This is a genomic window from Escherichia albertii NBRC 107761 = DSM 17582 (genome assembly GCF_000759775.1).
Taxonomy (GTDB): Bacteria; Pseudomonadota; Gammaproteobacteria; order Enterobacterales; family Enterobacteriaceae; genus Escherichia; species Escherichia albertii.
In genome coordinates this window covers 1-20,133 of sequence record NZ_BBMY01000096.1, presented here as the reverse complement: position 1 = coordinate 20,133, position 20,133 = coordinate 1, and the positions used below count along the sequence as shown (strand labels likewise).

The 20,133-nt window shown below is 48.8% G+C and carries 18 protein-coding genes and 1 pseudogene; 10 read left to right on the top strand and 9 right to left on the bottom strand.

Annotated features, from left to right (window positions below; genetic code table 11):
• Nucleotides 1–6: 6 nt before the first annotated feature.
• Entirely contained in the window at nt 7–534 is a 528-nt protein-coding gene (mobB, locus tag EA14781_RS15955; RefSeq protein WP_000907618.1) for a molybdopterin-guanine dinucleotide biosynthesis protein MobB, read from the bottom strand.
• The gene (gene mobA / locus EA14781_RS15950; protein ID WP_001052152.1) at nt 516–1,100 is read right to left on the bottom strand and encodes a molybdenum cofactor guanylyltransferase MobA; all 585 of its coding nucleotides are present in this window, start codon (nt 1,098–1,100) and stop codon (nt 516–518) included. Before mobA ends, mobB begins: the two co-directional genes overlap by 19 nt.
• Nucleotides 1,101–1,169: 69 nt before the next feature.
• On the opposite strand from mobA, the gene EA14781_RS15945 reads away from it, so the two are divergent.
• The 4 genes from EA14781_RS15945 (at nt 1,170) to EA14781_RS15930 (ending at nt 4,721) form a co-directional block, all read left to right on the top strand.
• Nucleotides 1,170–1,439 (top strand): YihD family protein, encoded by a 270-nt coding sequence (locus EA14781_RS15945; RefSeq protein WP_001295263.1) that lies wholly within the window; start codon nt 1,170–1,172, stop codon nt 1,437–1,439.
• Nucleotides 1,440–1,515: 76 nt separating this feature from the next.
• A complete protein-coding gene (gene srkA / locus EA14781_RS15940; RefSeq protein ID WP_001062018.1) occupies nt 1,516–2,502 on the top strand; it encodes a stress response kinase SrkA in 987 nt (328 codons plus the stop codon).
• 16 nt (nt 2,503–2,518) lie between these two features.
• Nucleotides 2,519–3,145 carry a thiol:disulfide interchange protein DsbA gene (gene dsbA / locus EA14781_RS15935; RefSeq protein WP_000725356.1) on the top strand — a complete coding sequence of 209 codons (627 nt, stop codon included), beginning with the start codon at nt 2,519–2,521 and terminating at the stop codon, nt 3,143–3,145.
• A gap of 388 nt (nt 3,146–3,533) precedes the next feature.
• Nucleotides 3,534–4,721 (top strand): DUF945 family protein, encoded by a 1,188-nt coding sequence (locus tag EA14781_RS15930; RefSeq protein WP_308221973.1) that lies wholly within the window; start codon nt 3,534–3,536, stop codon nt 4,719–4,721.
• Nucleotides 4,722–4,765: 44 nt separating this feature from the next.
• Here the strand turns inward: EA14781_RS15930 and yihG are convergent, their stop codons facing one another.
• Nucleotides 4,766–5,695, bottom strand: coding sequence for a 1-acylglycerol-3-phosphate O-acyltransferase YihG (gene yihG / locus EA14781_RS15925; protein WP_024164683.1), 930 nt, complete (start codon nt 5,693–5,695; stop codon nt 4,766–4,768).
• A gap of 363 nt (nt 5,696–6,058) precedes the next feature.
• On the opposite strand from yihG, the gene polA reads away from it, so the two are divergent.
• Nucleotides 6,059–8,845 carry a DNA polymerase I gene (polA, locus tag EA14781_RS15915; protein ID WP_000249986.1) on the top strand — a complete coding sequence of 929 codons (2,787 nt, stop codon included), beginning with the start codon at nt 6,059–6,061 and terminating at the stop codon, nt 8,843–8,845.
• Nucleotides 8,846–9,000: 155 nt separating this feature from the next.
• A complete protein-coding gene (gene spfP / locus EA14781_RS26170) occupies nt 9,001–9,048 on the top strand; it encodes a small protein SpfP (RefSeq protein ID WP_071892919.1) in 48 nt (15 codons plus the stop codon).
• Between the two features lie 178 nt (nt 9,049–9,226).
• Here the strand turns inward: spfP and yihA are convergent, their stop codons facing one another.
• Nucleotides 9,227–9,859, bottom strand: a complete 633-nt coding sequence (gene yihA, locus EA14781_RS15910) for a ribosome biogenesis GTP-binding protein YihA/YsxC (RefSeq protein ID WP_000183325.1) — start codon at nt 9,857–9,859, stop codon at nt 9,227–9,229.
• Nucleotides 9,860–10,093: 234 nt separating this feature from the next.
• Here yihA and EA14781_RS26080 point away from each other — a divergent pair.
• The 3 genes and pseudogenes from EA14781_RS26080 (at nt 10,094) to hemN (ending at nt 12,511) form a co-directional block, all read left to right on the top strand.
• Nucleotides 10,094–10,321 (top strand): annotated as a pseudogene (locus EA14781_RS26080) (hypothetical protein).
• Between the two features lie 118 nt (nt 10,322–10,439).
• The gene (gene yihI / locus EA14781_RS15905) at nt 10,440–10,949 is read left to right on the top strand and encodes a Der GTPase-activating protein YihI (protein ID WP_000804890.1); all 510 of its coding nucleotides are present in this window, start codon (nt 10,440–10,442) and stop codon (nt 10,947–10,949) included.
• Between the two features lie 188 nt (nt 10,950–11,137).
• Nucleotides 11,138–12,511: an oxygen-independent coproporphyrinogen III oxidase gene (gene hemN, locus EA14781_RS15900; protein ID WP_000116074.1), complete on the top strand. Its 1,374-nt coding sequence runs from the start codon at nt 11,138–11,140 to the stop codon at nt 12,509–12,511.
• Nucleotides 12,512–12,700: 189 nt separating this feature from the next.
• Here the strand turns inward: hemN and EA14781_RS15895 are convergent, their stop codons facing one another.
• From EA14781_RS15895 to glnA, 4 genes are all read right to left on the bottom strand, one after another.
• Entirely contained in the window at nt 12,701–12,811 is a 111-nt protein-coding gene (locus EA14781_RS15895) for a YshB family small membrane protein (RefSeq protein ID WP_000893994.1), read from the bottom strand.
• Nucleotides 12,812–12,922: 111 nt separating this feature from the next.
• Complete coding sequence (gene glnG / locus EA14781_RS15890) at nt 12,923–14,332, bottom strand: nitrogen regulation protein NR(I) (RefSeq protein ID WP_002460577.1); 1,410 nt, start codon at nt 14,330–14,332, stop codon at nt 12,923–12,925.
• A gap of 11 nt (nt 14,333–14,343) precedes the next feature.
• The gene (gene glnL, locus EA14781_RS15885) at nt 14,344–15,393 is read right to left on the bottom strand and encodes a nitrogen regulation protein NR(II) (protein ID WP_000190538.1); all 1,050 of its coding nucleotides are present in this window, start codon (nt 15,391–15,393) and stop codon (nt 14,344–14,346) included.
• Nucleotides 15,394–15,680: 287 nt separating this feature from the next.
• Nucleotides 15,681–17,090 (bottom strand): glutamate--ammonia ligase, encoded by a 1,410-nt coding sequence (glnA, locus tag EA14781_RS15880; protein WP_001271723.1) that lies wholly within the window; start codon nt 17,088–17,090, stop codon nt 15,681–15,683.
• A 372-nt stretch (nt 17,091–17,462) separates the two neighbouring features.
• Here glnA and typA point away from each other — a divergent pair, with 372 nt between their 5' ends.
• Complete coding sequence (gene typA / locus EA14781_RS15870) at nt 17,463–19,286, top strand: ribosome-dependent GTPase TypA (protein ID WP_000570676.1); 1,824 nt, start codon at nt 17,463–17,465, stop codon at nt 19,284–19,286.
• Between the two features lie 101 nt (nt 19,287–19,387).
• Here typA and ompL read toward each other — a convergent pair whose 3' ends face one another.
• A complete protein-coding gene (ompL, locus tag EA14781_RS15865; protein WP_000734382.1) occupies nt 19,388–20,080 on the bottom strand; it encodes a porin OmpL in 693 nt (230 codons plus the stop codon).
• Nucleotides 20,081–20,133: the final 53 nt, after the last annotated feature.

Below are 20,133 nucleotides of genomic sequence, written 5' to 3'. Positions count from 1 at the left end.
TTTTACTTATCCGTCCTGCTTTTGCATCCACTCCACCACAAAATCAGCCAGCCCCTCAACATCATTAATATCCAGTAAGGCGACATCAATATTTAGCGGTATATCGCTGGCCACAGCAATAACATGCTCGTCCATCACCAACTCTTCCGGTCGATGTCCGGCTCCATCGCGAAAAAGCACAATCTTTGCGATCTCTTCATGCTTAAACCCTTCGACCAGAATCAAATCCAGCTTTGAGGTATCCATCCGACTTGCGAGAAAATGTAGATCCAGCTCTTCTTCGTCTGGTGTTTCCGTCATCAAAGCCCATCGCTGCTGGCTGGCAACGATGGTTTGCGCCGCGCCAGCTTTGCGCAATTCATAGCTATCTTTGCCCGGTTTATCAACATCCATATCATGGTGTGTATGCTTAATCAGCCCCGGACGGATCCCTCTGGCGCATAATGCTGGGATCAGTTTTTTCAGTAGCGTAGTTTTTCCAGTGCCACTCCACGCGGCAAAGGCGAGTAACGGTATCATCGTTTTTCCTGCCATCGGGCAAGCTCCTCTGGCGTATTCACGTTTACAAATGCCTCTTTATGATCGCTGAAATCAACCGCATGACCGCCAGCCAGCCGCATAAATGCCATTACCCGGCGTTCTCCTGCTTGCAGATATTCCTGTAATAGCGGTTCAATAGTACGGTTTACCAGAGCAATAGTCGGGTGATCGCGTTCACCGTCGTGGACCCACACGACAGGCGCATCTTTGCGCTGATGATTAAGCCGGGAGGCTAAAGCATGGGGAATGTAAGGCGTATCGCACGGACAAAACAAAAACCACTCACCCGCTTCCTGCTGCATTACTGAAAGCATTCCTGCCAGAGGGCCTGGGTAATCCGCCAGAGAATCCGCTATCACTTTCAGGCCGCTTGCCTGATAGATTTCCTGATGGCGATTGGCATTAACCACGACGTGAGAGAGCTGCGTCATAAGCGCGTCAGCGACATGTTGCCATAACGGTTTGCCGTTTAATTCAAGCAATCCTTTATCCGCGCCGCCCATCCGTCTGGCCTTACCGCCCGCCAGTACTACGCCTGTTATCGTCGTCATCAGATTCACCGATATCGCCTCTTTTATTGTGGGATTGACCCTGCTAACGTGTCTGTCTCAAGAGTAAGGAGCATTACCATGAAATGTAAACGTCTGAATGAAGTTATTGAACTCCTCCAGCCAGCCTGGCAAAAAGAGCCGGATCTTAACCTGCTGCAATTTTTGCAAAAATTGGCGAAAGAGTCAGGTTTTGATGGTGAACTGGCGGATTTGACGGATGATATTCTGATCTATCATCTGAAAATGCGTGATTCCGCGAAAGACGCGGTGATCCCTGGTTTACAGAAAGATTATGAAGAAGATTTCAAAACGGCGCTGTTACGTGCACGTGGCGTAATTAAAGAGTAAAAGCTTGTAAGCGCCGCCAACAAAATCATCGCGAAATGATATCCTTCATCATTCGTAATGTTTTCCGGATGATGGGATGAATAACAACGCATTTACTTTCCAGACACTACACCCGGATACCATCATGGATGCTCTGTTTGAGCAAGGGATCCGGGTGGATTCCGGTCTTACCCCGCTTAACAGCTATGAAAACCGTGTCTATCAATTTCAGGACGAAGATCGCCGACGCTTTGTCGTCAAATTCTATCGCCCTGAACGTTGGACAGCCGAGCAAATCCTCGAAGAACATCAATTTGCGTTGCAGTTAGTAAACGATGAAGTTCCGGTCGCAGCGCCTGTGGTCTTTAATGGGCAGACTTTATTGCGTCATCAGGGATTTTATTTCGCCGTTTTTCCAAGTGTCGGTGGTCGTCAGTTCGAAGCTGATAATATCGATCAGATGGAAGCGGTTGGGCGTTATTTAGGACGTATGCACCAGACGGGACGCAAACAGCTTTTTATCCATCGCCCGACCATCGGTTTGAATGAATATCTCATTGAGCCACGCAAACTGTTTGAGGACGCTACACTGATACCTTCTGGGTTGAAAGCGGCATTCCTGAAAGCGACAGATGAGTTGATCGCTGCCGTTACAGCACACTGGCGGGAAGATTTTACCGTTCTGCGGTTACATGGAGACTGCCATGCCGGGAATATTTTCTGGCGTGATGGACCCCTGTTTGTCGATTTAGACGATGCACGTAATGGCCCAGCTGTACAGGATCTTTGGATGTTGCTGAATGGCGATAAAGCCGAGCAAAGGATGCAGCTGGAAACCATTATTGAAGCTTATGAAGAGTTTAGCGATTTCGACACCGCTGAAATTGGACTTATTGAACCTTTACGCGCTATGCGTTTGGTTTATTATCTTGCCTGGCTAATGCGACGTTGGGCTGATCCCGCGTTCCCGAAAAATTTCCCGTGGTTAGTCGGGGAAGATTACTGGCGGCGGCAGACAGCGACCTTTATAGAGCAGGTAAAAGTTCTACAAGAACCCCCTTTGCAATTAACACCTATGTATTAATCGGAGAGAGTAGATCATGAAAAAGATTTGGCTGGCGCTGGCTGGTTTAGTTTTAGCGTTTAGCGTATCGGCGGCGCAGTATGAAGATGGTAAACAGTACACCACTCTGGAAAAACCGGTTGCTGGCGCGCCGCAAGTGCTGGAGTTTTTCTCTTTCTTCTGCCCACACTGCTATCAGTTTGAAGAAGTTCTGCATATTTCAGATAACGTGAAGAAAAAACTGCCGGAAGGCGTGAAGATGACTAAATACCACGTCAATTTCATGGGCGGGGACCTGGGCAAAGATTTGACTCAGGCATGGGCTGTAGCGATGGCTCTGGGTGTAGAAAATAAAGTGACTGTTCCGCTGTTTGAAGGCGTACAGAAAACGCAAACTATTCGCTCTGCGGCTGATATCCGTAATGTCTTTATCAACGCGGGTATTAAAGGTGAAGAGTATGATGCGGCATGGAACAGCTTTGTTGTTAAATCCCTGGTCGCACAGCAAGAAAAAGCGGCAGCCGATCTGCAATTGCAGGGGGTTCCGGCGATGTTCGTTAACGGCAAATATCAGCTGAACCCGCAGGGTATGGACACCAGTAATATGGATGTTTTTGTTCAGCAGTATGCTGATACGGTGAAATATCTGTCCGAGAAGAAATAAGTTTTCTCATATTATAAAAAGCCCGTGAATATTCACGGGCTTTTTAGTTATTAGAATAAATATAAATACTTTCTGATAATTCATCTCGTTGCTGGACAATATGAATCCTGTAGAGGATATTCGCGTAGCGGTATACTTAATCGCGTTACTCTTCTTCAGGGATAAATTTATGATACGTAAATCAATAGCCGGTTTGGTTATTGCTGTTGTTGTCATTCTGGGTAGTGGTACATGGTTTTCTGGTATGAAAACCATGTACCGCTGTGGAGCATATTATTAGCCAATAAAAATAGCAATAGCACTCATGATATGACGCTGAGCTATAAAAATTATAAAAGGGGATTTTTTAGTTCATCTTTCCAGATTGCTCTGACCATTTAATAATGGTATTACAGAGAGTGAAATTAAATCCGGTCAGAGTATTGTACTGAATATCAATGTTGATCATGGCCCCTTTCCGCTGAGCCAGCTTTCAAAGGGTAATATAAAGCCAACTATAGCAACGACAAAGGTATCTCTGGCCAAGAATGAGGTTACACAATCCTACTACACTGCAACGAAAGGTAAGACACCGTTCGCTGCTGATATTGTGGTTGCATTTGGTGGAGCGCTAACCACAGAGGTGAATATAACTCCAGCAAAATTTCAGGATATCTCTTATGAAGATGGTAAGTTCATGTTTCGTGGTGATGATAGTTCACCGTCAAATATGGCAGTAACTGGATACCTGAATAATGTTATCGTAAATCTGGATTCCATAACTAAACTTACAGCAAATTCGATGACTGTTAACGCATTATCTCATATGGAGGAAATGAGATATCCAGTGGGAATAAGTGATTTAAAATTTAATAAGGTTAGGCTTCAGGTACTTGATAACGATATTGCTAAAATTAATGCTTTTACTGCCAAAATAATACTTGAACGCACAAAGGATAAGAAATATATAAATGCTAATTTTTCCTACGCTATTGACACTTTAAAAAAGGGCGATCAGAACTTTGGTAGTGGCGATATGTCATTACAATTTGATGCTATTGATCCCAACGCTTTCAGAGCATTTATTGAATACTACAATACTTCATTACGCAATCAGTTGGCAAATAATCCTGATTTAATAAAAGATGAAAATGCGATGGATGATCTCCGGGTTGGGGTACTGGGAGAAAGTTTGCTAATTTTGTTAAAAAGTGAGCCTGTTATTCAGATCCCTGTTAAATGGAAAAATACTGTTGGGGAATTGAAGGGGCACCTGAATATTGCTACGGATGGAGCTCGATCTGTTGATAATAGTATAAAGTCGTTGGACCTGAATATTTTTCTGCCATTTAATGTTATTGGTGAATTGGAGAAACAGATCAATTTATCAGAAGGTAAAAACACCGAGACTGCACAGCGAATGGCAGAACAAGCGCTCGCAGAATTTAAGGATACGGGGCAACAACTTGATTTACTTAAGTTTGATGATAATGCCGGTTCACTACAACTTCACTATGAACAGGGAAAAGTGAATTTTAACGGTAATGAAATGACAGACATGGCGTTTTTTATGCGTATGACACGTTTGATGCCGTGATATCTGTTGCTCGCCCAGGGAATTTCCGGGGCGAGCAACGCTACTCAATCTTGCCGATGGGAAGAAATAAGCGTGTTCAGGTACTGATCTTTCTCTTGCCAGAGAGTGTTTAGCCATAACTGAAATCGACGCTTAAATGCCTTATCGTTCACATAATCGCCATGTAATTCATCAGCAATGGGCTGCAGCTCAACCTTTACAACAATTCGCGTTAACTTCCCACTTAACATATCGAAAAAGGGCTGACGATTGTTTTCTGGATAACAGAGCGTGACATTAAGCAATTTATCAAATTGTTTGCCCAGCACATTCAATGCCATTGCAATCCCCGCCGCTTTTGGTGGCAACAGATTTTTATAGGGGGAACGTGTTTGCTGATGTTTTTCTTCAGTGAAGCGGGAGCCTTCGACAAAATTAACAATTGTGGTGGGATGCAGGCGAAACTTCTCACATGAGCGCCGGGTGGTTTCCACGTCCTTACCGCGTCGTTCCGGGTGGCGCAGTAAATAAGTGCGGGAATAGCGCCTCATAAACGGCATATCCAGTGCCCAGCATGCCAGACCAAGAAAAGGCACCCAGGCTAGCTGTTGTTTGAGAAAATATTTATTCATCGGAATGTGCTTACGAAACAGCACGCACAGTACAACAATATCTGCCCAGCTACGGTGGTTACAAATAAGCAGATACCAGTTCTTTTTACTTAACCCTTCCAGCCCATGAACTTCCCATTGTAGATGTGGATTAAGATGCAGCAATAGCGCCAGCCCTTCACACCAACAAAACATCATAAAATCACAGAAACTCGACACCTTTCGCCAAATTATTGGCACAGGGAACAATAGCTTTACGATCCCGGCAATGATGATCGGGACAGAACAAAATATAGTGACCAGGATGGTCAATACGATACTCAGCAAAAGGGTTATCGCAGCGAGTATTCTCGTCATAATTAATTTATTCAAAAAGTTAGCCATAGACAGTGCGCGAAAGACGCGCAAGGCGCAGATTTTATCAGAAAACGGTACAAATAACGGATGATCCTTAAATAGAAAAACAAATTATATCTATCCACATTAGAAAAAATCCCTCCCTCCTAATTATTAGCAAAGAATTTAATTTTAACCATATGAAAAACAACAATAAATATTATTCTGTAAAAAGCATGATAATAAATTAAAAACGATGTAAATAATTTATGCACAAAGTTATCCACATGGTGATTTGCGAGCGATCCAGAAGATCTACAAAAGATTCTCGCCAGAAGTGGTGAAAAACTCATGTTTTCATCCTGTCTGTGGCATCCTTTACTCATAATCTGATAAACAGGTACGGACATTATGGTTCAGATCCCCCAAAACCCACTTATCCTTGTAGATGGTTCATCTTATCTTTATCGCGCATATCACGCGTTTCCGCCGTTGACCAACAGCGCAGGCGAACCGACAGGTGCGATGTACGGTGTCCTCAACATGCTGCGCAGTCTGATCATGCAATATAAACCGACGCACGCTGCGGTGGTCTTTGACGCCAAGGGAAAAACCTTTCGTGATGAACTGTTTGAACATTACAAATCACATCGCCCGCCGATGCCGGACGATCTGCGAGCGCAGATCGAACCCTTGCATGCGATGGTAAAAGCGATGGGCCTACCGCTGCTGGCCGTTTCTGGCGTAGAAGCGGACGATGTTATCGGCACTCTGGCGCGCGAAGCAGAAAAAGCTGGGCGTCCAGTGCTGATCAGCACCGGTGATAAAGATATGGCGCAACTGGTGACGCCTAATATCACTCTGATCAATACCATGACGAATACCATCCTCGGCCCGGATGAAGTTGTGAACAAATACGGCGTACCGCCAGAATTGATTATCGATTTCCTGGCGTTGATGGGCGATTCCTCCGATAACATTCCGGGCGTACCGGGTGTAGGTGAAAAAACTGCGCAGGCACTGCTACAAGGTCTTGGTGGGCTGGATACGCTGTATGCCGAGCCAGAAAAAATCGCCGGATTGAGCTTCCGTGGCGCCAAAACAATGGCGGCAAAGCTCGAGCAAAATAAAGAAGTGGCTTACCTCTCATATCAACTGGCGACGATTAAAACCGATGTTGAGTTGGAGCTAACTTGTGAGCAACTGGAAGTGCAGCAACCTGCGGCGGAAGAGTTGCTGGGACTGTTTAAGAAGTATGAGTTCAAACGCTGGACTGCCGATGTAGAAGCAGGTAAATGGCTGCAGGCTAAAGGGGCGAAACCTGTCGCTAAGCCGCAAGAAACTCTCGTTACCGACGAAGCACCGGAAGTGAATGCGACGACGATATCCTATGACAATTATGTCACTATTCTGGACGAAGACACGCTGAAAGCGTGGATTACCAGGCTGGAGAAAGCGCCGGTGTTTGCTTTTGATACTGAAACCGACAGCCTCGATAACATCTCAGCCAATCTGGTTGGGCTTTCTTTTGCTATCGAGCCGGGCGTAGCGGCATATGTTCCGGTTGCTCATGATTATCTTGATGCGCCCGAGCAGATATCGCGCGAACGCGTGTTGGAACTGCTAAAACCGCTGCTGGAAGATGAGAAGGCGCTGAAGGTCGGGCAAAACCTGAAATACGATCGCGGTATCCTGGCGAACTACGACATTGAACTACGCGGTATTGCGTTTGATACCATGCTGGAGTCCTACATTCTCAATAGCGTTGCCGGACGTCATGACATGGACAGCCTCGCGGAACGTTGGTTGAAGCACAAAACCATTACTTTTGAAGAGATTGCGGGTAAAGGTAAAAATCAACTCACCTTTAATCAGATAGCTCTGGAAGAGGCCGGACGTTATGCTGCTGAAGATGCGGATGTCACCTTACAGTTGCATCTGAAAATGTGGCCAGAGCTGCAAAAACATAAAGGTCCGTTGAACGTCTTTGAGAACATCGAAATGCCGCTGGTGCCGGTGATTTCACGCATTGAACGTAACGGCGTGAAGATCGATCCGAAAGTACTGCACAATCATTCTGAAGAGCTCACTCTGCGTCTGGCGGAGCTGGAAAAGAAAGCGCACGAGATTGCCGGGGAAGAGTTTAATCTTTCTTCTACCAAGCAGTTACAAACTATTCTGTTTGAAAAACAGGGAATTAAGCCGCTGAAGAAAACGCCGGGTGGCGCGCCGTCAACGTCGGAAGAAGTGCTGGAAGAGCTGGCGCTGGATTATCCGTTGCCGAAAGTCATTCTGGAGTATCGAGGTCTGGCGAAGCTGAAGTCGACTTACACCGACAAGCTGCCGTTGATGATCAACCCGAAAACCGGGCGCGTGCATACGTCGTACCACCAGGCGGTGACGGCAACAGGACGTTTGTCGTCAACGGATCCTAACCTGCAAAACATTCCGGTACGTAACGAAGAAGGCCGCCGTATCCGCCAGGCGTTTATTGCGCCGCAGGATCACGTGATTGTTTCGGCGGACTACTCACAGATTGAACTGCGTATCATGGCGCATCTCTCGCGTGACAAGGGGTTGCTGACGGCGTTCGCCGAAGGAAAAGATATCCATCGGGCTACGGCGGCAGAAGTGTTTGGTTTGCCGCTGGAGACTGTCACCAGCGAACAACGTCGTAGCGCAAAAGCCATCAACTTTGGTTTGATTTACGGCATGAGCGCTTTCGGCCTGGCGCGCCAACTGAATATTCCACGCAAAGAGGCGCAGAAGTACATGGACCTTTACTTCGAACGCTATCCGGGCGTGCTGGAGTATATGGAGCGCACTCGTGCTCAGGCGAAAGAACAAGGTTATGTTGAAACGCTGGAAGGCCGTCGTCTGTATCTGCCGGATATTAAGTCCAGCAATGCCGCACGTCGTGCAGGAGCGGAACGTGCGGCAATTAACGCACCAATGCAGGGAACCGCCGCTGACATTATTAAACGGGCGATGATTGCCGTTGATGCATGGCTACAAGCCGAGAAACCGCGCGTGCGCATGATTATGCAGGTACACGATGAACTGGTGTTTGAAGTTCACAAAGACGATCTCGATGTGGTGGCGAAGAAGATCCATCAACTGATGGAAAACTGTACTCGTCTGGATGTGCCGTTGCTGGTGGAAGTCGGTAGCGGCGAAAACTGGGATCAGGCGCACTAAGATTCTCCCGAACAAGCCTTTTTTTCGTAAGTAAGCAACATAAGTAGCAATGTTTTGTGATGGGTATTAGAAATTCCTATGCAACAACTGAAAAAAAATGCTTTCTGAACTGAACAAAAAAGAGTAAAGTTACTCGCGTAGGGTACAGAGGTAAGATGTTCTATCTTTCAGACCTTTTACTTCACGTAATCGGATTTGGCTGAATATTTTAGCCGCCCCAGTCAGTAATGACTGGGGCGTTTTTTATTGGACGAAAGAAAAGATGCGTGATGCCTGATGCGCGATGTTAACCAGGCCCACGGTATAATTGTAATTTATTAAATTTGCATGATTTTATGGGTCGGATACGTGATATCCGGCCCATGCATCAGAGCAAGAAAATTATTCGCCGTCCTGCGTTTCTTCGACGGGCTGCATCTCGCTAAACCAGGTATCCAGCTTCTGGCGCAGTTTATCCACACCTTGCTTCTTCAGCGAAGAGAAGGTTTCAACTTGCACATCACCGTTAAACGCCAGAACCGCTTCACGCACCATATTCAATTGCGCTTTACGTGCGCCGCTCGCTAGTTTGTCTGCCTTTGTCAGCAGCACCAGCACAGCGATATTGCTGTCTACCGCCCACTCAATCATTTGCTGATCAAGATCTTTCAGCGGATGGCGAATATCCATCAGCACCACCAGACCTTGCAGACTCTGGCGCTTTTCGAGATATTCGCCGAGCGCGCGTTGCCATTTGCGCTTCATCTCTTCGGGAACTTCCGCATAGCCATAGCCGGGCAGGTCGACCAGGCGTTTGCCGTCAGCCACTTCAAACAGGTTAATAAGCTGGGTACGGCCCGGGGTTTTTGAGGTCCTTGCCAGGCTTTTCTGATTGGTCAGCGTGTTCAGCGCGCTGGATTTACCTGCGTTGGAACGGCCTGCAAAAGCCACTTCAATTCCAGTATCGGAAGGTAAGTGGCGAATATCAGGCGCACTCATCACAAAATGCATCTGTTGATAATTCAAATTAGTCAAAGCGGTCGTCTCCGTCAGTCAAAGCTTTGCGGCGATTATACCTGAACCACAATAAAAGGCGGATTTTTCGGCGTGAACCGTGTAAGTAAAAGCCATACGCTTTGTGAGACATTGCCGATAACCTTTATGCGAAATTTAGGAGTAAATTCTGCGACACATGTCAAATAAGCTAAATAAATCAGTTGATTGCTTTTATGTAATAATCTGAAAATAAAACCATACTGGTGGTGGTTGATTGTTTGTTTAACGCAGAAGCGTAAAGTAGCCCCCATAGAGCGAGGACGCGAACAGGAACGATGACTCAGGATGAGGGTCAGGAGCGCCAGGAGGCGAAGACAGAGGATTGTCAGGAAGACAAACGTCGGAGACGTAACTAAAGGGAAATGGAATCAACATGGAATGTTCCGGCTGATGGAAAAACAGGGTGTGTTGGCGGCCTGCAAGGATTGTAAGACCCGTTAAGGGTTATGAGTCAGGAAAAAAGGTGACAGAGTAATCTGTCGCCTTTTTTCTTTGCTCGCTTTCTGTTAGATTCCGCCGCAAATCTATACTGAATAAAACGGCTAAAAGACGAATCACTATGAAACCATCATCTTCAAACTCACGCGGCAAAGGTCACGCAAAAGCGCGTCGTAAAACGCGCGAAGAGCTGAATCAGGAAGCCCGTGACCGCAAGCGTCAGAAAAAACGCCGTGGCCATGCGCCTGGCAGCCGTGCAAATGGCGGTAACGTTACTTCTGGCAGCAAAGGTCAGAGTACACCGAAAGATCCACGTATCGGCAGTAAAACCCCTATTCCATTGGGCGTGACTGAAAAAGTCACCAAACAGCATAAACCGAAGAGTGAGAAACCTATGCTTTCACCGCAGGCTGAGTTGGAGTTACTGGAAACGGATGAGCGTCTGGATGCGCTGCTGGAACGTCTGGAAGCCGGCGAAACCCTGAGCGCCGAAGAGCAATCCTGGGTTGATGCCAAATTGGATCGTATCGATGAGCTGATGCAGAAACTCGGCCTTTCTTATGACGACGATGAAGAAGAGGAAGAAGACGAGAAGCAAGAAGATATGATGCGTCTGTTGCGGGGCAACTAACGAATTGCCGCCGTGGGCCTTCCTGTTCTGCTGATAACCCTTCCGGTTATATGTTATCTGGTGTGGTTATTCGTTAAACTACAGCGGTTGTCGCGGCGACAAAAGTGGCTGCGCAACCGGCTGATGATCCGAAACGGGCATCATCCGGTACGCCGTAGCCGCCAGAGACGCCATCGGAAGGAGTGAGCATGTCTGTACAGCAAATCGACTGGGACCTGGCCCTGATCCAGAAATATAACTATTCCGGGCCACGATACACCTCGTACCCGACCGCACTGGAGTTTTCAGAAGACTTCGGTGAACAGGCGTTTTTACAAGCCGTGGCGCGATACCCTGAGCGTCCCTTATCTCTCTACGTACATATCCCGTTCTGTCATAAACTTTGTTACTTCTGCGGTTGCAATAAGATTGTCACTCGCCAGCAGCACAAGGCCGATCAGTATCTGGACGCACTGGAGCAAGAAATTATCCATCGCGCGCCGCTGTTCGCCGGGCGGAAAGTCAGCCAATTGCACTGGGGCGGCGGTACGCCAACATACCTGAACAAAGCGCAAATCAGCCGCCTGATGAAGTTACTGCGCGAAAACTTCCAGTTTAATGTTGATGCGGAGATCTCGATCGAAGTCGATCCGCGTGAAATCGAGCTGGATGTACTCGATCATTTACGCGCCGAAGGCTTTAATCGTCTGAGTATGGGCGTGCAGGACTTCAACAAAGAAGTACAACGTCTGGTCAACCGTGAGCAGGATGAAGAGTTCATCTTCGCGTTGCTTCACCATGCGCGTGAAATTGGCTTTACTTCCACCAATATTGACCTCATTTACGGTCTGCCGAAACAGACGCCGGAAAGTTTTTCCTTTACCCTGAAACGCGTGGCGGAACTGAACCCTGATCGTCTGAGCGTCTTTAACTACGCGCATCTGCCGACCATTTTTGCCGCCCAGCGCAAAATCAAAGATGCTGACTTGCCGAGTCCGCAGCAAAAACTCGATATCCTGCAGGAAACCATCGCCTTCCTGACGCAATCGGGCTATCAGTTTATCGGTATGGATCACTTTGCTCGCCCGGATGACGAGCTGGCGGTGGCCCAGCGTGAAGGCGTGCTGCATCGTAATTTCCAGGGCTACACCACCCAGGGCGATACCGATCTGCTGGGGATGGGCGTTTCCGCCATCAGCATGATTGGCGACTGCTATGCGCAGAACCAGAAAGAGTTAAAGCGCTACTACCAGCAGGTGGATGAACAAGGCAATGCGCTGTGGCGTGGTATTGCGTTAACGCGTGATGACTGTATTCGCCGCGATGTGATTAAATCACTGATCTGCAACTTCCGTCTGGATTACGCACCTGTTGAACAACAGTGGGATTTGCACTTCGCTGATTACTTTGCGGAAGATCTTAAGCTGCTGGCCCCGTTAGCAAAAGACGGGCTGGTGGATGTGAGTGAGAAGGGGATTCAGGTGACGGCGAAAGGCCGTCTGCTGATCCGCAACATTTGCATGTGCTTTGATACTTACTTGCGCCAGAAAGCGCGAATGCAGCAGTTCTCTCGGGTGATTTAAAGAGTGAATGGCGCTTCGTTTACCAGGTCGAAAACGAAAGCGCCATCAATGTGCTGAGAACAAGATTGCCTGATGCACAACGCTTATAAGATCTACAAAACCTGTTGAAATTATTGCTTTTGTAGGCCGGATAAGACGTTCACGCCGTATCTGGCATGAACAATGAGCGCTTCATCAGCAATCTGAAACTCAACTAAACAGCCCTATCATCGCCGCACATAGCACGGCAGCAACGGCTGTTTGTGGTGTGTGGCTGTCAACTGCGCCACTCGATACCAGATTAATTATTGATTCCAGCATAATGACTCTCCCCGTTTTCCGGGCACGATCATACTGAACTTACCAGAACAGTAAAGCGCAAAATAACAGCTATTTGAGCTCAATAAACAATCTTTACACAGCAAAGCGGAATCACTCCATCCCCAGCTCTTTTAACTTACGCGTCAGGGTGTTACGTCCCCAACCAAGCAGTCGCGCCGCTTCCTGTTTATGTCCTTGCGTATGCCGCAATGCGGTGGTCAGTAATGTCCGCTCCAGCTCTGGTTGTGCTTCAGAAAGCAAGTTTTGATGACCGGAACGCAGTGCTTTATCCGCCCATTGCGCTAACAACGTTGCCCAATTGTCCGGGTGAATAGTGGGAGGGGTTTCCGCAACGGTTGATTCGAACAGTTCAGCAGGTAAATCCTGAATCAGCACTTCCTGCCCGGCGGCCATCACAGTTAGCCAACGACAGGTGTTTTCCAGCTGACGCACGTTGCCTGGCCATGCCAGACGCGTCAGAGCGATTTCAGTTTCTGGATGTAGCAACTTTGCTTCTACGCCCAGCTCGTGCGCGGCAACTTGCAGAAAATGGCGCGCCAGACGGGGAATATCTTCCCGACGCTCGCGCAGCGGCGGCAGATGAACGCGGATAACGTTCAGGCGGTGGAACAGATCCTCACGGAACTTGCCTTCCTGTACGCGTAGCTCCAGATTCTGGTGAGTGGCAGCGATAATGCGCACATCCACTTTCACCGGCGCATAGCCGCCAACGCGATAAAACTGACCATCTGCCAGCACGCGCAGTAACCGTGTCTGCACATCCAGCGGCATATCGCCAATTTCATCAAGGAATAACGTACCGCCATCGGCCTGTTCAAAGCGCCCCTGGCGAACGGTATTCGCGCCAGTAAACGCGCCTTTCTCATGCCCAAACAGCTCTGATTCGATCAAATCTTTCGGTATTGCCGCCATATTCAGCGCGATAAACGGCGCTTTGGCTCGCGGGCTATGGCGATGCAGAGCATGAGCGACCAGTTCTTTACCGGTACCGGACTCACCGTTGATCAACACGCTAATCGAAGAGCGCGAAAGCCGACCGATAATACGGAACACATCCTGCATGGCCGGCGCTTCGCCGATGATATCGGTCGTTGGACCGTTAAGCTGGATATTGCGCGGCTGTTGCTGTTCCTGGTAATGGCTGATGGCGCGCTCAACCAGCGCCACGGCCTCGTCGATATCAAACGGTTTGGGCAGATAATCAAACGCCCCTTGTTGATAGGCGCTGACGGCGGCATCCAGATCGGAATGCGCGGTCATAATGATGACCGGAAGCATCGGATGACGCTGTTTAATCTGTTTAAGCAGCGCCAGCCCGTCCATGCCCGGCATACGGATATCCGAAAGCAGCACATCCGGCGTTTTGCTCGCCAGCGCCTCCAGCACCTCCGCGCCGTTCTCAAACGTCGTACAGGTTAACCCCGCCCCAGCGAGCGCACGTTCAAGCACCCAACGGATGGAACTATCGTCATCGACTACCCAGACTATCCCTCGTTGCATAAACGTCACCTTTATTTCCTGATAGGCAGGTAAACCGAGAACTCGGTATGCCCTGGCCAACTGGTAAATTCAATTTTGCCTGAATGCTGATCAATCAAATTACGGGCGATGGATAAGCCAAGCCCGGTACCACCTTCGCGGCCGCTGACCATCGGGTAAAACAGCGTATCCTGCAAATGAGGCGGAATGCCTGGTCCGTTATCTTCCACATCAATCCGCGCCGCCAGTCGATAGCGCTCGCCGTGTAAGGTCAGTTGAAACGCGGTGCGGGTACGCAGAATGATTTCGCCGCCCTCCGGCCCCAGCGCCTGTAGCGCATTGCGCACAATATTCAGCAATACCTGTTCTATCTGCTCCGGGTCGTGCGCCAGCTCCGGCAGGCTGGGGTCGTAATCACGAATCAACCGCACGTTGTCCGGTAATTCCATTGATACCAGCGTCACCACACGTTCTGCGACTTTGTGAATGCTTTCGGTAACGCGCGTACCGGGCAGTTGTGGCCCCAACAGGCGGTCGACCAGATTTCGCAGCCGGTCCGCCTGTTCGATAATCACTTTGGTATATTCCAGCAGTGACGGGTCAGGTAATGCTTTGCTGAGTAACTGCGCTGCACCACGTAAACCGCCAAGCGGATTTTTAATCTCATGCGCCAGGCCGCGCACTAAATCACGGGCAGCAACCTGCTGGGCGTGTTGTAGCTGTTCCTGACTTAAACGGCGCTGGTTATCCATCGGCGCCATCTCCAGCAGGATCATGCCGTCTGCCATACGCTGGGCCGTCACAGAAAGGATATGCGAGCGACTGTCGATCACCAGCGTCACTTCGTTATCGGTAAAACCTTGCCCCGCCTCCAGGCTTTCTTGCATCAGCCCGATATTTAATGAGAAGTAGCTCAGCAGTTCCGGTAACGGCGTACCAAATAGTTTGCGGGAGCTTTGGGCAAGCAGTTGTTGCGCGGCGGGATTGGCGTAATGCACTGCCAGGTCGTCATCGACCAGCAGAATGCTGTTAATCAGAGAGTTGAGGATCTGCCCAGCATCGGGCTGCATGCCTGTTGCCATTAAGCAGTCTCCTGAAGAGGTTGCACCATTTTAGTGCATTATAGCTTTTTACGGATAAAAAGCGCGAAGCATTAGAGAAGTTACGGAGAAAAAAGCCCATGCAGAGATGGGCTACAGATAGATGACAAACTTCACTTCGGAGAGCGACTTCACCTGCTCCGGCCTACCGCATAATCACTGTGTAGGCCGGATAAGATGCAATTTGCGTCGTATCCGGCATGACGTGCTTGCCATCGATCTCAAGCCTGCCAGGGACAGGCGAAAAGTTTCCACGGCAACTAAAACACTTAGACGCTGTAGTACAGCTCAAACTCTACCGGGTGCGGAGTCATACGCACGCGATCATCTTCTTCGCGACGCAGGGCGATATACGCATCGATCGCTTCATCAGTGAACACGCCACCGGCTTTCAGGAACTCGCGGTCCAGATCCAGTTCGTTCAGTGCTTCTTCCAGAGAACCTGCAACTTGTGGGATCTCTTTCGCTTCTTCTGGAGGCAGGTCATACAGGTTTTTGTCCATGGCTTCGCCCGGATGGATCTTGTTCTTGATACCATCAAGACCGGCCATCAGCAGGGCAGCAAAGCACAGGTACGGGTTAGCCGCCGGGTCCGGGAAACGGACTTCAATACGACGTGCTTTCGGAGAAGAAACCACCGGAATACGGATAGACGCAGAACGGTTACGCGCGGAGTAAGCCAGCATTACCGGTGCTTCGTAGCCCGGGACCAGGCGCTTGTAAGAGTTGGTGGTCGGGTTTGCCAGGGCGTTAATCGCTTTAGCGTGTTTGATTACGCCGCCAATGTAGTACAGCGCCTGTTCAGACAGACCTGCGTATTTGTCGCCTGCGAACAGGTTGACGCCATTCTTAGACAGCGACATGTGGCAGTGCATACCGGAACCGTTATCACCGAACATCGGTTTTGGCATAAAGGTCGCGGTTTTACCGAAGCGGTGCGCCACGTTGTGCACGACATATTTGTAGATCTGAATTTCGTCAGCTTTTTTGGTCATGGTATTGAAGCGGGTAGCCACTTCGTTCTGACCCGCGGTCGCCACTTCGTGGTGATGTGCTTCAACCACCAGGCCCATCTGTTCCATCACCAGACACATTTCAGAACGGATGTCCTGAGCAGAGTCTACCGGCGGAACCGGGAAGTAACCGCCTTTCACTGCCGGACGGTGACCTTTGTTACCACCTTCGTACTGGGTGGAGGAGTTCCATGCGCCTTCGATATCGTCGATGGCAACGTGAGAACCGGAGATAGATGTCCCGAAACGGATATCATCGAACAGGAAGAATTCTGGTTCTGGTCCGAACAGGACGGTGTCGGCGATGCCAGTAGAGCGCAGGTAATCTTCGGCGCGCTTCGCAATGGAGCGCGGGTCACGGTCATAGCCTTGCAGGGTGCCAGGTTCAAGGATATCGCAACGGATAATCAGGGTAGTATCTGCGAAGAATGGGTCAATGACTGCGGTGGACGCGTCTGGCATCAGCACCATGTCGGATTCGTTAATGCCTTTCCAGCCGCCAATCGAGGAGCCGTCAAACATTTTGCCTTCTTCGAAGAATTCAGCATTCACCTGATGAGCAGGGATAGTGACGTGCTGTTCTTTACCTTTGGTATCAGTGAAGCGCAAATCAACAAACTTCACTTCGTGCTCGTTCAGCATCGTCAGTACGTGTTCAGCGGACATACTTTAACTCTCCTGGATTGGTCATTGTCGTCGTGGTAACGAAATCTGCAATTAAATGGGCCGTGTCGCCATAAAAAAGATAAAGCGAAATCTGTGCCAACTTTTAAATTTCCCCTAAAAGGCGTTATCATGAGCATCATCGTGCAAAAGGGCTGCACCATGATGCGAATGTTGCACCAATATAGTGCTTTAATGGGAACATTAAGCACCATATTGGTGCAATGACCTTTGGATAACCCTTTTTATGCTCCGTGAAAGCGATCACAAAGCAACTCTGCAATACTTGTTTGCGGAGGATGTTTGTGATCCTGTTTTGTGGTGCGATTAATCCGTGTACAATAACGCGCTATTTCTAATGCCTGAGGCAAAGTTGTGATCGAAAAATTGCGTAATATCGCCATCATCGCGCACGTAGACCATGGTAAAACCACCCTGGTAGACAAGCTGCTCCAACAATCCGGTACGTTCGACTCTCGTGCCGAAACTCAAGAGCGCGTGATGGACTCCAACGATTTGGAGAAAGAGCGTGGGATTACTATCCTCGCGAAAAACACCGCTATCAAATGGAATGATTACCGTATCAACATCGTTGATACCCCGGGGCACGCTGACTTCGGTGGTGAAGTTGAACGTGTCATGTCCATGGTAGACTCAGTGCTGCTGGTGGTTGACGCATTTGACGGCCCGATGCCGCAAACGCGCTTCGTGACCAAAAAAGCGTTTGCCTACGGTTTGAAACCCATTGTGGTTATTAACAAAGTTGACCGTCCTGGTGCGCGTCCTGACTGGGTTGTGGATCAGGTATTCGACCTGTTTGTTAACCTCGACGCGACTGACGAGCAGCTGGATTTCCCGATCGTTTACGCTTCTGCGCTGAACGGTATTGCGGGTCTGGACCACGAAGATATGGCGGAAGACATGACTCCGCTCTACCAGGCGATTGTTGACCACGTGCCAGCGCCGGACGTAGACCTTGACGGTCCGTTCCAGATGCAGATTTCCCAGCTCGATTACAACAGCTATGTTGGCGTTATCGGTATTGGCCGCATCAAGCGCGGTAAAGTGAAGCCGAACCAGCAGGTGACTATCATTGATAGTGAAGGCAAAACCCGTAACGCGAAAGTCGGTAAAGTGCTGGGCCACCTCGGTCTGGAACGTATCGAAACCGAAGTGGCGGAAGCTGGCGATATCGTGGCCATTACCGGCCTTGGCGAACTGAACATTTCTGACACCGTTTGCGATACGCAAAACGTTGAAGCGCTGCCGGCACTCTCCGTTGACGAGCCGACCGTTTCTATGTTCTTCTGCGTTAACACCTCGCCGTTCTGCGGCAAAGAAGGTAAGTTCGTTACTTCTCGTCAGATCCTGGATCGTCTGAACAAAGAACTGGTACACAACGTTGCGCTGCGTGTAGAAGAAACCGAAGACGCCGATGCGTTCCGCGTTTCTGGTCGTGGTGAACTGCACCTGTCCGTTCTTATCGAAAACATGCGTCGTGAAGGTTTCGAGCTGGCGGTATCCCGTCCGAAAGTCATCTTCCGTGAAATCGATGGCCGTAAACAAGAGCCGTTCGAAAACGTGACTCTGGACGTTGAAGAGCAGCATCAGGGTTCTGTCATGCAGGCGCTGGGCGAACGTAAAGGCGAGCTGAAAAACATGAACCCAGACGGTAAAGGCCGCGTACGTCTCGACTACGTGATCCCGAGCCGTGGTCTGATTGGTTTCCGTTCTGAGTTCATGACCATGACTTCCGGTACGGGTCTGCTGTACTCCACCTTCAGTCACTACGACGACGTTCGTCCGGGTGAAGTGGGTCAGCGTCAGAACGGCGTATTGATCTCTAACGGTCAGGGTAAAGCGGTAGCGTTCGCGCTGTTCGGTCTGCAGGATCGCGGTAAGCTGTTCCTCGGTCACGGTGCAGAAGTTTATGAAGGTCAGATTATCGGTATTCACAGCCGCTCTAACGACCTGACTGTAAACTGCCTGACCGGTAAGAAACTGACCAACATGCGTGCTTCCGGTACTGACGAAGCTGTTGTTCTGGTTCCGCCTATCCGCATGACTCTGGAACAAGCGCTGGAGTTTATCGATGATGACGAACTGGTAGAAGTGACTCCGACCTCTATCCGTATTCGTAAACGTCACCTGACGGAAAACGATCGTCGTCGTGCCAACCGCGCATCGAAAGACGATTAATTTCGTTTTTTAGTCATGAAAAACCTGCCAGAGATGGCAGGTTTTTTTTGGCTTTTGTAGGCCTGATAAGATGCGCCAGCATCGCATCCGGCAGTTTCACATCAGAAGAAATACTTCGCGCCAATACGAATCTGATTTTGCTCGCGGTGATACGGTTCGACGTTACGGTCTAACCAGCGTAATTCAATATAGGGCAGCCAGTGTTCGTTAATGCGGTAACGGAAAGTGTTAGTGATTTCCCAGTGGTGCTTCGTACCATTGCTACTGTTGAAATCATTCAGGTTGTAAAAATAGTGAGGTTCAAAGGTATAAGAGAATTTATCAGTAATAATAAAGTTCCAGTAGTTACCAATTTCGTAGCTGTCATTATTATCCAGTTCACCATTTAAATCGGTGGAACTGTAGTTGTTATGGTTATAGCGATTTCGCACTGTCAGGTTAAACCACGGCATAAATTTGTAATTGACGTCCAGATACACAGCACCACCGGAGCCAATACTTTTATCATTGATTAAGCCTCCGGGTTGAATGGTTAATTTATCGGTTGGTTTAAATAATGGATACCAACCTTCAATTTCATTATAGCCGTGCTTTAGTTCATCTTTTCTCTGAAAGTTATAGGTATTGGTTAACATAATACCCGCGCCCATATCGAAGTTATAACCCACACGTAGCATAACCTCGCCCTGATCGGAGGCGAGATTATATGCCTCCCTGTTTTCGACATACGCTCCAGCAAATACGGAAGTCGAGATCACAGAGGAGAGCAATATTAATGATTTTAACTTTTTCATAATAAGTCCATTTTTTAAGCGTAGGGAGGCCGCCATCCATCAGGATGAAGGTG

What these genes read in the sequence shown, in the direction of transcription:
- mobB (WP_000907618.1), bottom strand. Translation starts at nt 534, where the DNA reads ATGGCAGGAAAAACGATGATACCGTTACTCGCCTTTGCCGCGTGGAGT.
- EA14781_RS15945 (WP_001295263.1), top strand. Translation starts at nt 1,170, where the DNA reads ATGAAATGTAAACGTCTGAATGAAGTTATTGAACTCCTCCAGCCAGCC.
- srkA (WP_001062018.1), top strand. Translation starts at nt 1,516, where the DNA reads ATGAATAACAACGCATTTACTTTCCAGACACTACACCCGGATACCATC.
- dsbA (WP_000725356.1), top strand. Translation starts at nt 2,519, where the DNA reads ATGAAAAAGATTTGGCTGGCGCTGGCTGGTTTAGTTTTAGCGTTTAGC.
- yihG (WP_024164683.1), bottom strand. Translation starts at nt 5,695, where the DNA reads ATGGCTAACTTTTTGAATAAATTAATTATGACGAGAATACTCGCTGCG.
- polA (WP_000249986.1), top strand. Translation starts at nt 6,059, where the DNA reads ATGGTTCAGATCCCCCAAAACCCACTTATCCTTGTAGATGGTTCATCT.
- yihI (WP_000804890.1), top strand. Translation starts at nt 10,440, where the DNA reads ATGAAACCATCATCTTCAAACTCACGCGGCAAAGGTCACGCAAAAGCG.
- hemN (WP_000116074.1), top strand. Translation starts at nt 11,138, where the DNA reads ATGTCTGTACAGCAAATCGACTGGGACCTGGCCCTGATCCAGAAATAT.
- EA14781_RS15895 (WP_000893994.1), bottom strand. Translation starts at nt 12,811, where the DNA reads ATGCTGGAATCAATAATTAATCTGGTATCGAGTGGCGCAGTTGACAGC.
- glnG (WP_002460577.1), bottom strand. Translation starts at nt 14,332, where the DNA reads ATGCAACGAGGGATAGTCTGGGTAGTCGATGACGATAGTTCCATCCGT.
- glnL (WP_000190538.1), bottom strand. Translation starts at nt 15,393, where the DNA reads ATGGCAACAGGCATGCAGCCCGATGCTGGGCAGATCCTCAACTCTCTG.
- glnA (WP_001271723.1), bottom strand. Translation starts at nt 17,090, where the DNA reads ATGTCCGCTGAACACGTACTGACGATGCTGAACGAGCACGAAGTGAAG.
- ompL (WP_000734382.1), bottom strand. Translation starts at nt 20,080, where the DNA reads ATGAAAAAGTTAAAATCATTAATATTGCTCTCCTCTGTGATCTCGACT.